Source organism: Cupriavidus sp. PB-02, assembly GCF_058252315.1.
This window is the reverse complement of sequence record NZ_JBXPSX010000003.1, coordinates 1327631-1340999: the sequence shown is the minus strand read 5'-3', so window position 1 is coordinate 1340999 and position 13369 is coordinate 1327631. Positions and strand designations below refer to the sequence as shown.

13 protein-coding genes are annotated in these 13369 nt (G+C 63.7%); 11 read left to right on the top strand and 2 right to left on the bottom strand.

Annotated elements, in window-relative coordinates; genetic code table 11:
* The first annotated feature begins 139 nt into the window (after positions 1–139).
* The 10 genes from AC10V3_RS40845 (at position 140) to AC10V3_RS40800 (ending at position 9614) form a co-directional block, all read left to right on the top strand.
* A complete protein-coding gene (locus AC10V3_RS40845; protein ID WP_490924407.1) occupies positions 140–409 on the top strand; it encodes a hypothetical protein in 270 nt (89 codons plus the stop codon).
* A 24-nt stretch (positions 410–433) separates the two neighbouring features.
* Positions 434–1909 (top strand): flavin monoamine oxidase family protein, encoded by a 1476-nt coding sequence (locus AC10V3_RS40840; RefSeq protein ID WP_022539892.1) that lies wholly within the window; start codon positions 434–436, stop codon positions 1907–1909.
* A 9-nt stretch (positions 1910–1918) separates the two neighbouring features.
* Positions 1919–2578, top strand: a complete 660-nt coding sequence (locus AC10V3_RS40835; RefSeq protein ID WP_022539893.1) for a c-type cytochrome — start codon at positions 1919–1921, stop codon at positions 2576–2578.
* 37 nt (positions 2579–2615) lie between these two features.
* Entirely contained in the window at positions 2616–3287 is a 672-nt protein-coding gene (locus AC10V3_RS40830) for a hypothetical protein (protein WP_011614738.1), read from the top strand.
* A 13-nt stretch (positions 3288–3300) separates the two neighbouring features.
* On the top strand, positions 3301–4377 hold the full coding sequence (locus tag AC10V3_RS40825) for a phosphotransferase (RefSeq protein ID WP_011614739.1): 1077 nt from the start codon (positions 3301–3303) through the stop codon (positions 4375–4377).
* Between the two features lie 156 nt (positions 4378–4533).
* Entirely contained in the window at positions 4534–5310 is a 777-nt protein-coding gene (locus AC10V3_RS40820; protein ID WP_022539895.1) for an SDR family oxidoreductase, read from the top strand.
* Positions 5311–5419: 109 nt separating this feature from the next.
* Positions 5420–6538 (top strand): Re/Si-specific NAD(P)(+) transhydrogenase subunit alpha, encoded by a 1119-nt coding sequence (locus tag AC10V3_RS40815; protein WP_490924406.1) that lies wholly within the window; start codon positions 5420–5422, stop codon positions 6536–6538.
* A gap of 22 nt (positions 6539–6560) precedes the next feature.
* Complete coding sequence (locus AC10V3_RS40810) at positions 6561–6911, top strand: NAD(P) transhydrogenase subunit alpha part 2 (protein WP_011614742.1); 351 nt, start codon at positions 6561–6563, stop codon at positions 6909–6911.
* Entirely contained in the window at positions 6908–8380 is a 1473-nt protein-coding gene (locus AC10V3_RS40805; protein ID WP_022539897.1) for an NAD(P)(+) transhydrogenase (Re/Si-specific) subunit beta, read from the top strand. The genes AC10V3_RS40810 and AC10V3_RS40805 overlap by 4 nt, the downstream gene beginning before the upstream one ends.
* 307 nt (positions 8381–8687) lie before the next feature.
* Positions 8688–9614, top strand: coding sequence for an MBL fold metallo-hydrolase (locus AC10V3_RS40800; RefSeq protein ID WP_022539898.1), 927 nt, complete (start codon positions 8688–8690; stop codon positions 9612–9614).
* A 113-nt stretch (positions 9615–9727) separates the two neighbouring features.
* On the opposite strand, the gene AC10V3_RS40795 is transcribed toward AC10V3_RS40800, so the two are convergent.
* Positions 9728–10966: a porin gene (locus AC10V3_RS40795; RefSeq protein ID WP_011614745.1), complete on the bottom strand. Its 1239-nt coding sequence runs from the start codon at positions 10964–10966 to the stop codon at positions 9728–9730.
* A gap of 370 nt (positions 10967–11336) precedes the next feature.
* On the opposite strand from AC10V3_RS40795, the gene AC10V3_RS40790 reads away from it, so the two are divergent.
* Positions 11337–11996: a TetR/AcrR family transcriptional regulator gene (locus AC10V3_RS40790; RefSeq protein WP_011614746.1), complete on the top strand. Its 660-nt coding sequence runs from the start codon at positions 11337–11339 to the stop codon at positions 11994–11996.
* 7 nt (positions 11997–12003) lie between these two features.
* Here AC10V3_RS40790 and AC10V3_RS40785 read toward each other — a convergent pair whose 3' ends face one another.
* Positions 12004–13308, bottom strand: coding sequence for a flavin monoamine oxidase family protein (locus tag AC10V3_RS40785; protein ID WP_490924405.1), 1305 nt, complete (start codon positions 13306–13308; stop codon positions 12004–12006).
* Positions 13309–13369 lie beyond the last annotated feature (61 nt).

Here is a 13369-nt window from a genome sequence, read left to right as displayed (position 1 = left end):
GCGCGCCAGACCAATCAGCCATTTGCATGGGAAAGCCGCGATGACGTCAAGCTCCTGCTCGACCACGACCGCCTTCGGGCATCAGCCTGGCTCCAGTGAGCTGCTCCACTTCATCCGGGCATCGGTCGCAAGGATTCGAATGGACGCCGCGGACGGTGCCGCTATTGAGCGCCGCTTGTCGAGCCTTCTGCGGCACGCGCTCGCGACAGGCTCGCCATTCGAGATCGCGCTCGTATTGGGGAGCGCGGCCGAACTCATGCTGTTCCCGGAGCAGGAGGTGCTGGAGCAGTGTACAGCCGCAGTCCAACAAGTCGATCAACAGGCGCTGCGTGGGCTCGTCTGGGCTGTCCGGCACAGAAGCATGAGAAGCGGGAAGAGCGTTCGCAGGTTTGCGCTCGACCCGCAATGAGATGACAGGAAACAGCGAAGCACTATGGGCAAGATTTCGTCCTCGGACACTTCAATCAACACGCAGCGAAGGCAATTGCTGAAAATGGCCGGCGCCTCCACGGCGGCAGGAACCATCGGCTTGAGCCCGGGGCCGGCCAAGGCGGCCAAGGCCGGCACGCCCGAAGACGTCCTCGACGTCGCCATCATCGGCGCGGGCCTGGCGGGCCTGACCGCCGCGAGGGACCTGCGCCAGGCAGGCTGCGAGTCCTTTGTCGTGCTGGAAGCGCGCAATCGCGTGGGCGGGCGGACGCTTAACTACGATGTGGGTTCGGGACAGGTGTCCGAAGTCGGGGGACAGTGGATCGGCCCCGGCCAGACGGCGGTGGCCGATCTGGCGCGCGAACTCGATGTGGGCACGTTTCCCAGCTACTACAAGGGGAACACGGTCATCCTCGGCGGTGACGGTCGTCTGGAGGTCGACCTGAAGGGCACATTCGGCAGCGACGAGGCGATCGGTGGCAGGCTCAGCGTGCTTTCGCGCGACGTGCCGTCGGGCGCGCCGTGGAAATCACCGAAGGTCGTGGAACTGGACAAACTGTCGGTCGGCGACTGGCTGGCGAAGCAGAACATCAAGCCCGAGGACCGAACCGGGTGGAATGCGAGCATCGCGCTTTCCGGCGGCGTGATGCCGGCAAAAATGGGGATGCTCCATTTCCTGTCAATGATCAACTCGGCCGCCTGCGACTATATGCAGCTGGACAGCATCAAGCACAGCGCCCAGGAAACGCGATTTGCCGGTGGTTCGCAGATCCTCTGCGTCAGGATGGCGCAGGCATTGGGGAAGAGGGTGCGCCTGTCGAGTCCCGTCCGGCGGATCTCGAACTGGGACCGCGAGGTCGTCACGCTGCACACGGACCAGGGCGAAGTGCGCGCGCGCCAGGTCATCATGGCCCTGAGTCCACCCTTGTGCCAGCAGTTGCAGTTCGATCCGCCGCTGCCGCAGAAGCGTGCAGCGCTGCAGCGCGCTTGGCCCGCCCATTCGCCGGCGCGGAAGACGGCGATGGTCTATTCCCGTCCGTTCTGGCGCGACAAGGGACTGAACGGACACATCTTCCAGGTCGACGGGCCGATTCTGTGGGCCTTCGACAACTCGCCGCCGGGGGGCGAGCTCGGCGTTATCAATGCCTTCATCTCGAATGCGTCGGTTCCCTCGGATCACAAGGCGGCGCAGAGGTTCCTGTCAGAGATCTATGCGCAGGCCTTCGGCAGCGAAGCCTTGGCGCCGGTGTCATACCACGATCACGACTGGGGCCGTGCCGATCCCTGGACGATCACCTGTGTCTCCGCGATTCCGCCGGGCTTCTGGAGCACCCACGGCGAGGCATTGCGGCCGCCCTGCGGCAGGCTTATCTGGTCGGGCACCGAGACGGCCGAGATCTGGGCCGGCTACATGGATGGCGCCGTGCGCTCTGGCCATCAGGCCGCCCTCCAGGTTCTCAATGCCTTGCGTCGCGCCTAGGAGACGGAAATGAAGAAACGCATATGGCTGGGCGTTCCCGCTATCGCTGCCGCCGGGCTGCTCGCCTGGTTCGGCCACGACCTCCTGGGGATCTATCGCCTCGACCGCTATATCACGGCGTCGGCTGCCGCTTATAACGCCGACGGCAGCCCGTGGCCACGCGTGACCGACGCCTGCATCGGCTGCCACGGTGCCAAGGGCAATTCGCTGCACCAGGGCTATCCGAGCCTCGCGGGCCAGCCGGCACCGTACGTGGCGGCCCAGCTTCACAAGTTCGCCAGCGGGGAGCGGTCCAATCCGATCATGGGCCCGTTGGCCAAGACGATGAGTGAGGCAGAGATCAACGATCTTGCCGGCCACTTCGCCAGGCAGCCGGCCGGCGCCAACCGTTACTTCACGCCCGATGCGGGATTGCTGGAGAAGGGCAAGCGGCTGGTGGCCTCGGGAAACTGCGCCGCGTGCCACGGCAGCCAGCTGATGGGGCACGACCAGTTCCCGCGCCTCGCGGGCCAGAGCTACGAGTATCTGCTGGCGCAGTTTGATGCGTTTGCCACCGGCACGCGCGGTGAACCGACCGGGATGATGAAAAGCGTGGCCGCGGCGGCGTCGCCGGAGGACCGCAAGGCGATGGCCACCTACCTCGCCAGTCTGGCGCCGCGAAAGCCGTGAACAATCCAATCCTGCAAATCGAGCCTTGGGAGTCGTGATGGACCGCAATCTCTATCTTCTCTGTTTTGCGATGTTCGTCCTCGTGATGACGTCATTGATCCACGGCCTGAAGTTCCTCAGGCAGCGCAACTACCTGCTCGGCTTCGAATGGCTGATCGTGACTTTCTCCGCGTCGAATTTCCTGCTTTTCGCCTTGGGCGGCGTGCAGTTTTCGTATGGCATCTCGTACTTTTGCGATGCGTTCTCCCGGGGCTTCGGCATCCCGGTGGTTGCCTTGGCCGGGCTGATGTCCGTTACGCATCGCTACAAGCCGTCCATCCTGATGGATGTCGTGTTCTTCGCGGGAGCGATCGCAGGGACGATCGTGCTGTTGTCGATCGACGCGCTGGCGCAGCCGAGGCCGTATTTCTATGTGGTGATGTGGTCGGTATTTTCGGTATACCTGGCCTGGTTTGCCTGGAAGCTGCTCAGCGCCGGGGAAGGCTGGCACGCATTTGGCGTGTTCATGGTCCTGCTGACCGCGCAAGCCATTGCCTGCATCTATGATTTCCATACGATCCCCGGCGACGACGAGCAACACCTGATCTTCTTTTCGCTCGCTTGCCTGACTTGGTCGTTCATGTGTGTGGAGCTGTACTACGCGTACTGCGCGCTGGATCGCGCGGAAAAGGATGCGGGGTCGCTGGCTCCCGTGCCGGCGCTTCGATGAACGGGGCGACCGGATGAGCAATGCTTCTTCAGCGTTCGCCGGCACGCGGCCGGCACAGGAGACACTGGGTTTTGACCTGGGCGGACTCGAAGCCTGGATGGCGCGCCATGTGGAAGGCTTTGCCGGCCCGCTGACCGTTGAGCGGTTCAGCGGCGGCCAGTCCAATCCAACGTACAAGCTCGTCACGCCGCGCCAGGCTTACGTGATGCGCGCCAAGCCCGCGCCGAAGGCAAAGCTGCTGCCGTCGGCGCATGCGATCGAGCGCGAGTTTCGTGTGACGGCGGCGCTTGCCGACACCGAAGTGCCTGTGGCCAGGATGTATGCCCTGTGCGAGGACGAAGCCGTCATCGGTCGTGCCTTCTACATCATGGAATTCGTCAATGGCCGCGTGCTATGGGATCCCGCGCTGCCTGGCATGAGCAACAGCGAACGTACGGCGATCTACGACGAGATGAATCGCGTGATCGCGGCGTTGCATCGCGTGGACTACAAGGCCATCGGCCTTGCGGACTACGGTAAGCCCGGCAATTATTTCTTTCGCCAGATCGAACGATGGAGCAGGCAGTACAGGCTGTCCGAAACCGAATCGATCCCGGCGATGGATGCGCTGATTGCATCGCTGCCCGACCGAATCCCGGAGGAAGCGGAGGAGCAGGTCTGCATCGTGCACGGGGACTACCGGCTCGACAACCTCATGTTCCATCCGACCGAGCCCCGCGTACTCTCGCTGCTCGACTGGGAGCTGTCGACGCTGGGTCATCCGATGGCCGATTTCAGTTATCACTGCATGAGCTGGCACATTTCACCGGGCCCGCTGCGAGGCATGGGAGGTGTCGACCGGGCCAACCTGGGTATCCCGGACGAAGCGCTTTACCGCCGCGCGTATGAGCAGCGCACCGGGCGCAGGATCGGCGGGAACTGGAACTTCTATCTCGCGTTCAGCATGTTCCGAACCGCAGGCATCCTGCAGGGGATCATGAAGCGGGTGGTGGATGGCACGGCGTCATCGGCGCAGGCGCTCGAAACGGGAAAGCTCGCCCGACCCATGGCCGCGATGGCCTGGAAATACCTGCAGAAGCAGGCGCGATGACCAGCATCCATGGGGCCGCAGCCGCGGCTTCGTCGGGTCAACCGGACCAGCGCGATCACGAATTCCTGTTCTATGCCAGAAGCGGGGAACGCTACTGCGCCTGGGACGTCCTGCGTTGACTCCGGTACTGACACCATTTCTCTACATCGCCCAATCATGACGAATTCCAACTCTCCCCTCGCTCAGCCCCGGTTTGCCGAGTCCCTCGATTTCACCGGCAAGACCGTGTTGGTTGTGGGGGGCTCCAGCGGCATAGGCAATGGCATCGCGCAGGCATTCCGGCAACTCGGTGCAGAGGTTCACGCCTGGGGCACGCGTGCCCGGGCGTCCGACTATCGCTTCGACGAAGGTTCAGATCTTTCTGGCCTGCACTACGCGCAATTGGATGTTTCCGACCAGGCGGCCGTCAACGCCGTGCGGCCCGCCTTCGAACGCCTGGACGTGCTGGTGCTGGCGCAAGGTACGATCCAGTACAAGCGTGCCGAGTTCGAGATGGTCACCTTTGACCAGGTGCTGCACGTCAATCTGTCCAGCGTGATGGCCTGCGCGGTCAAGTTCCGGCCGATGCTCCATGAGAGCCGGGGTTCGCTGATTACGCTGAGCTCGATCGCGGGCTTCCGGTCCGTGCGGGGAAACCCGGCTTACGCCGCATCCAAGTCCGGCGTGGTGGGCTTGACCCGTACGCTGGGTGAAGCGTGGGCAGCCGAAGGTATTCGCGTCAACGGCATCGCCCCTGGCCTGGTGGACACAAAACTGACCAAGGTGACCACGGCGTCGCCGGCTCGGCTCGATGCAACGCTGTCGCGCGTGCCCATCGGCCGCATGGGCTTGCCGCACGAGATAGCCGGGGCAGCCATCTTCCTGGCCTCTCCCCTGGCCTCCTATATGGTTGGCGAGACCCTTCTCGTCGACGGCGGCCTGACGCTCGCCTGACGTCGGGCGCCGCGGAGTCATCATTAACTGATTGGTGTTTTGTCCTGCTAATGAAACGACCTGGAGTTCGGCCATCTGGCGGGCTTCCGGTGCAAGGGGATCTATCGATATGCAAATTGGTATTCCGCTGGAAACACTGCGAGGCGAGACTCGCGTCGCCGCCACCCCGGAGACAGTCAAGAAGTACGTCGCGCAGGGCCACAAGGTGGTCGTGCAGGCCGGCGCCGGCGTAAGCGCCAGCCAGCCCGACAGCGCGTATGAGGCGGTCGGCGCCACCATCGGCACCGCCGCCGAAGCTCTGGGCGCCCAGCTGGTGCTCAAGGTGCGCGCACCGGACGCCGCCGAACTGGCGCAGATGAAACCGGGCGCCGTGCTGGTCGGCATGCTCAATCCCTTCGATGCCGAGAACAACGCGCGCATGTCCGCCGCGAACATCACCGCCTTTGCCCTCGAAGCCGCGCCGCGCACCACGCGCGCGCAGAGCATGGACGTGCTGTCGTCGCAGGCCAATATCGCCGGCTACAAGGCCGTGCTGGTGGCGGCGCACCACTACCAGCGCTTCATGCCGATGCTGATGACCGCCGCCGGCACCGTCAAGGCGGCGCGCGTGCTGATCCTGGGCGCGGGCGTGGCGGGCCTGCAGGCCATCGCCACGGCCAAGCGCCTGGGCGCGGTGATCGAGGCCTCCGACGTGCGCCCCGCGGTCAAGGAGCAGATCGAATCGCTCGGCGGCAAGTTCCTCGACGTGCCCTTCCTCACCGACGAAGAGCGCGAGATCGCACAGGGCGTGGGCGGCTATGCCCGCCCGATGCCGCCCGACTGGATGAAGCGCCAGGCCGAACTGGTCCACCAGCGCGCGATCCAGGCCGATATCGTCATCACCACCGCGCTGATCCCGGGCCGCAAGGCGCCGGTGCTGCTGCAGGAAGCCACTGTGGCGCAGATGAAACCCGGCTCGGTGGTGGTGGACCTGGCCGCGGCACAGGGCGGCAACTGCCCGCTGACGGTGGCCGACGAAGTGGTCGAGCGCCACGGCGTCGTGCTGATCGGACACACCAACCTGGCCGGCATGGTCGCGGCGGACGCCTCGGCGCTGTACGCGCGCAACGTGCTCGACTTTCTCAAGCTGCTGATCGACAAGGACGGCAAGCTCGTGATCAACACCGACGACGACATCGTCGCGGCCTGCCTGATGACACGGCGCGAAGCACTGGCGCTGGCCAGCTGATCCGGCAATCAAGGAGATATCGATGGAAATGGTTAGCCACACGGTGATCAACCTGATCATCTTTGTACTGGCGATCTACGTGGGCTACCACGTGGTCTGGACGGTCACGCCCGCGCTGCACACGCCGCTGATGGCGGTGACCAACGCAATCTCGGCCATCATCATCGTCGGCGCCATGCTGGCCGCCGGCCTGACCGAGGGCTACGTTGGCCGCGCAATGGGCACGCTGGCGGTGGCGCTGGCAGCGGTCAATGTGTTCGGCGGCTTCCTGGTCACGCAGCGCATGCTGGAGATGTTCAGGAAGAAGGCACCCAAGGCGCAGCCCGAAGCCAAGGGGCAGCCCGGCGGAAAACTGGCGGAGGTAGCGCAATGAATGGCCTGTCGATGAATATGGTGACGCTGTCCTACCTGGGCGCGTCTGTGTGCTTTATCCAGGCGCTCAAGGGGCTGTCACACCCGACCACGGCGCGGCGCGGCAATGTCTTCGGCATGGCCGGGATGGTGGTCGCGGCGCTTACCACGGTGGCGCTGATCTTCAAGCTGAAGAGTGGGTTGTTCTCCGGCGGGGCGGACCCGTCTGCACCTGGCACCGGCCTGGCGCTGATCCTGGCCGCGCTGGTGGTGGGCGGCGGTATCGGTGCCTATGTGGCGAAGAAGGTGCAGATGACCAAGATGCCGGAACTGGTGGCGGCGATGCACTCGCTGATCGGCCTGGCCGCGGTGTTTATCTCGGTGGCGGCAGTGGCGGAGCCCGCTGCCTTCGGCATCACGGCTGCCGGTTCGCACGACATTCCGCTGGGCAACCGCATCGAGCTCTTCATTGGCTGCTTCGTCGGCGCCATCACTTTCTCGGGCTCGGTGATCGCCTTCGGCAAGCTGGCCGGGCGCTACAAGTTCCGGCTGTTCCAGGGCGCGCCGGTGGTGTTTGCCGGCCAGCACTGGCTGAACCTGCTGCTGGCGGTGGCGATGGTGGGCTTCGGCATTGCATTCTTCCTGACGCAGGCGTGGATGCCGTTCCTGGTCATGCTGGCGCTCGCCTTCGTGCTGGGCGTGCTGATCATCATCCCGATCGGCGGCGCCGACATGCCGGTGGTGGTGTCGATGCTGAACTCATATTCGGGCTGGGCAGCAGCGGGCATCGGCTTCTCGCTGAACAACCCGATGCTGATCATCGCCGGCTCGCTGGTGGGGTCAAGCGGTGCCATCCTCTCGTACATCATGTGCAAGGCGATGAACCGCTCGTTCTTCAACGTGATCCTGGGCGGCTTCGGCGGCGATGCGTCGGCTGGCGCGGCCGCCGGCGCGCAGGCGCAGCGCAACGTGAAGTCCGGCTCGGCCGACGACGCCGCCTTCCTGATGGGCAACGCCGAGACCGTGATCATCGTCCCCGGCTACGGCCTGGCGGTGGCGCGCGCGCAACATGCCCTGAAGGAACTGACCGAAAAGCTGGCCGAGAAGGGCGTGACCGTCAAGTACGCGATCCACCCGGTGGCCGGCCGCATGCCGGGTCACATGAACGTGCTGCTGGCCGAGGCCGAGGTGCCGTACGACCAGGTCTTCGAGATGGAAGACATCAACAGCGAGTTCGGCCAGGCCGACGTGGTGCTGGTGCTGGGCGCCAATGACGTGGTCAACCCGGCGGCCAAGAACGACCCCAAGTCGCCGATCGCCGGCATGCCGATCCTGGAGGCGTACAAGGCCAAGACCATCATCGTCAACAAGCGCTCGATGGCCGCCGGCTATGCCGGGCTGGACAACGAACTGTTCTACATGGACAAGACCATGATGGTGTTCGGCGACGCCAAGAAGGTGGTCGAAGATATGCTCAAAGCAACGGACTGATCCCGACGAAGACCGGGAGGAGGTGGTGCAAGCCACTGGGCGAAGGCAGCCGCGTCGGCGAGCGCGCCATAGTCACCGAAGAACTGCAACTAGCCCTGACGATGCGCAGCCTGCAGGGCGAGGAAGTCGGTTGACGCTCTAAAACGGCCATCCCAAAATATCACACGGTCTGTGTTTGCAGGCACTCTATTTTTATGACAGATGTTATTATAAATGGACTGAAAACAGAGTTGCGTAGCGCCTGACCGCTCCTGGAACGCCTCGGCTGCGGGACGATCGCAACGGACTGCCAGGGAGGATGATCGACATGAGCACAGCTTTTAGCAATTCCGACATGCAGGGAAACATCCAGCGCGTGGATTTCGGGCGCGTTTCGGTCTTCTTCGGCGAGAAAAGCGGAAAGTATCCCGACGGAAATCAGGTATTGATACGAGGCTCGGAGACTCGCGCGGCGTTCGACACGCCGCTTGTCGCGAACTACATCGGCCCCGAATTTGACGCGACCGAGCTGGTGGTGATGGGCCATGTGCATGAGGACCATATGGCCGGTTTGCATCGTCTTCCGTATGCATCGGTATATGTGCACGAACGGGATTTGCCAGCGGCAAGGAGCTGGGACGGCATGGTCGCCGCTTTCGGCAATGCGGAGTATGCATCGGAGACGCTGCTCAAGTTCCAGCGCGATTTCTTTTATGCGCCGCGGCCTGATGCGCAAGGCTACGTCGACGGCGCGTGCTGGGGTCTGGGGCAGGCCGGCATTCGCGCTTTCCACCTTCCAGGGCACACCGCGGGCCACACCGTTCTTCTTGTTGAACCGGAGGGAGTGGCTTTCACGGGCGACATCGACCTGACTGGATTTGGGCCTTACTATGGCGACGCGGGGTCCAGCCTGGCGGACTTCCGTCGCAGCCTGGCACGGCTGCCCGAGATTCCGGCCAAGGTTTGGGTTACGTCCCATCACCGGGGCGTCTACACCGATCGCGAGCACTTCCTGCGTGATCTCGCTGCCTATGTAGCCAAGCTGGACGAGCGCGAACAGCGCCTGATGGCCATGCTGCGCGAATCGCCAAAGACACTGGCGCAGCTGGTCGACCTGCGGCTGCTGTATCCGCCGGGCTATGAAGGCTTGTGGGTGGTCAACGCCGAGACCCGTACGATTTCTCAGCATCTGGCGGAGCTGCTGGCTGACGGGCGGGTTGAGGTGAGTGAAGATGGCGTCTATCGGATGAGGTGACATACCTTGGAGGCCATTTCGGCGGTGGCCCTCGCGCCATGTCCCGATGCAGATCGCTGAAGCAGCATCGCATCGGGTTGGCATCGGCAACGGTTTGAGGATATCCGTCGCGCTCAGAAGTTGTGGCGGATACCTAGTGCGGCGCCGAACATGCTGGTCTTGCCAGCACCCGGTTGATAGCCGTTGTTGAACGCAATGGATGCGGTGTCCAGGCACAGGCCAGCATTCTTCGCATAGGCGGTGGTCAGATACAGGTCCGTACGCTTGGAGAGGTGGTAGTCGGCGATGAACATCAGCTGCCTTGGATTGCCCGCAGGCCTCAGCGCCGGCAAGGTCGAGGACCGGAAGGTCTGGTAGTAGTAGTCCAGCGTCAGGCTCAGGGCAGGCGTCATCTCGTAGTAGACGCCAGCCCAGTACAGATTGTCGCGCGTCAGTGTCTGCCCCGGCGCAGTCGACATGCCCCAGCGGTATCCACTCATGAAGATCGCGGGCCCGACGGCGTAGCTGGCTGCTGCGGCGGCCTTCTTGAATGTGCCGGTACCGGCGAAGCCGCTATTGCCGATGATGCTCGGGTTCACCTGATCATAGGTCACGGTAGCGCTGAACGGCCCTGCCGTATAGGACGCCCGGGCACCATAGCCGGTATCGCGGCGAAACTGGCCCGGAACCTCTCCCGATCCGCCAAGGCGGCTGAGGTCCACGGTGCCGCTGCTTCCGCCGGTGCCAAAACTCCAGTGGGCCCCGACGCTGACCGGACCGAAGGTCCCGGAATACTTGACGGTGTTGTCTTCGCGGTACACCGGTCCGATCTGGGCGATGACGGGTTCATACAGGCTCGACATGGCCGCCGGCGAGAAGTTGGCCAGTGCCTCGAGCATCGAGGTGTATTGGCGCCCGAAGGTGATCTTGCCGTAGGTGGCGCTCTGCAGGCCGATGAATGCCTGCCGGCCAAACAGGCGGCCGCCTTGCTGCATGGTGCCATCGTCGCCGCCGACGCCGCTTTCCAGCACAAAGACGCCGTTCACGCCGCCGCCGAGATCCTCCACGCCGCGCAGACCCCAACGCGAACCAGACAGGCCTTCGCCGTTCAGCGCGTATCGATTGGCCGAGCCGCCGCCCGCGCTCTTGAAGTTGGTATCGATTTCAAGGTTGGTGTCCAGCGTACCGTACAACGTGATGGAGGACTGAGCATGTGCCGCGCCTGCGAAGGCACCAAGTGCTGCCAGTGCGATAACAGGCGTGGTGCCCCAGTTGCGTGCCACATTGCGCGGCACTCGGTGTTTCTCCTCACGGCGCTGTTCCATGACGACGGCACCATCCTTGCTCAACGCATTACGCCTGAATGCATCCATCAACAATCTCCATGTTTGTCAGTTGCCTGGCGGCCGCATGCAAGAACATCGGCCGCGCACTCTTCCTGAAGTCCTGCCCGGCGATTCGCGCGAATCGTGAATTAGCATAACGAGCGTGATGTTAAATAGAAAGGGCGGGTATTCCCTGCGTGGTCCCGGCAAGGAGAGGGGCACAGGCGTTGCCATATGCTGGCGTGTGCGGACACAGGCTTCGCGATCCGGATGGAATGCGCCGCATCTGGGAGATGCTGGAGGCGAGAACGCTGGAGAGGCTAGAATCAGAACATAACGTCGATTCTGTAAAATCAGGCTTCTGGCGGCTAACCAGTCGGCATCCAGTTATCGAAATCCTCAAGAGACAGAACAGAACATGGACAGCGACGACGATATCGAGCAGGTCTCAACCCGGGGTCGTCCGGTCGGCGACCGCGAAGCGAAGCGCAAGGAGCTGCTGCGCGCGGCATCAATGGTGATTGCACAGGAGGGATATGCCAACGCATCGCTGCGCAAGGTTGCCAAGCATGCGGGCTACACCACTGGCGCGGTGACGTATTACTTCGCGAACAAGGAAGAGCTGGTGGTGGCGCTGATGGAAAGCGCATTCGACCGTTTCGACGCGATGCTGGAGTCGGCCCGGGAAAGGGGTGACATCCTCGCGCCGTTCGAAAGCTGGATAAGGCTGACGGACCGCAGCACGAGGTTCTGGCCGGCGACATCGGAGTTGCTGGCGCAGGGGCGACACGAGCCAGCGTTTGCGGAAGTCATCGCCAGGCGCTACGCGCGTTATCGCCGCTTGCTCGCCGCCATTGTCAAGGACGCTCAGGAACGGGGGACGGTCCGCAACGATATTTCGGCGGACATCCTCACCGACCAGCTCGTTGCCATGGGCGACGGGTGGATGATGATGTACCCCATCGAGCCCAAGCGATTCACGCCAAAGCGAATGCGGGCGCTGATCGATGCCCTGGCGGTGCTGGTTGCGCCCGTGCCAGGGGAGCAGAAGCCTGGCGGACGGGCGGCGCGCACGTAGCACCGGATCAGGGATGATGGGCGCCATCCAGGGCGCGGGCGACGTCAGCGGCAGCCCTAGTGCCGGTCTCGATGGCACCGTCGATGCCGCCAACCCCGATCGGCGCTATGTCCGCTCCTGCGAAATGGATGCGGCCGTGGGGCTGTCGCATCAAGGGAGCTGCCTGCGTCAGATTGCCGGGGCGGTGATGCATCCATCCGCCTTTGGAAAACGGGTCGTTCGCCCAATCCTGGCAGACGGTGTCCACTACTTCGATGTCCGGAATGAAGTCCCGCAGCGCCTGCTGTACTGCCTCGCGGTCATTGCCGTCCAGCGTTGAGGGATCGGCGCAGAAGCACACCACCAGCGTATCGCCATCGTCGCGGCATTCGGCATGGGCGGTATTGATGGGATGCTTGCCCGCCGGCGCATAGATCACGAAGGGCTCGATCTCGCCCCTGACCCGTACCCAGATCTTGCTGGGCATGATCGGGTTCTTTTGCTCGATCATGGCGCGCACGGGTTGCGGCAGCGCAGGCGTGACGGAAAACTCGCTCAGCATGTTCAGCGGCAATGCCACCACGGCGCGCCGGGCCCGGATACGCTGTCCATCGCGGGTGGTCACGATGACCTCATGCCCGTTGTCATCGACAGCGGCCACCGGCGTCGAGAGGCGCAACTCAGCTGTCGACTCGGCGCTCATGGCGTCGATCAGGCGACCGGTGCCGCCCTCGATCGGCCAGTGGCCGGCGACTTCCTTGAACGCGCTCCAGCTGCCAAAGCAGATCGCGCACCAGAACAGCAGTTGCGCGAGTCCCTGCTCGTGTTCAGAGCAAACCAGGATGGACATCGCGTTGACCAGCAGGTCACGGTCGTGCGCGGAGAGTTCAAGCGCGTCAAGCCGGTCGCCGATGGTTTGCCTGTCGATCGCGCTGACATCGGCTGCTGCCAGGTCATCCACCTGGGGAAAGTGCATCCGGGCATCGGCAAAGAAGCGGGCGACCAGCGGTGCGGTCAGTTTGTGGAGTTGCTCCCACGTCCCGGTGTGCACCGCGCCGTCGGCGTACCAGTAGGCTCTCGTCACCGGCATTGGCGTCGCCAGCCCGATGCCATAGCGCTTGAGTTCGCGCCACACATGCGCCTGGGTCCAGTGCACGTAGGTGCCGCCCAGATCGAGGTGCAGGCCAAGGGCCTTTCCCCACCAGGTCCGGCCGCCAATCCGGTCACGCGCTTCGAGCAGTACCACTGAATGGCCTGCCATGCTGAGGTCCCGTGCAGCAGTAACGCCTGCAAAGCCAGCGCCAATCACGGCAACATCGTACAGATCTGTCATGAGTACATCCGTAGTGAGTTTCGGGGGATGCAGGGGTTTCGCAAGGCCCTGCTGTCATGCA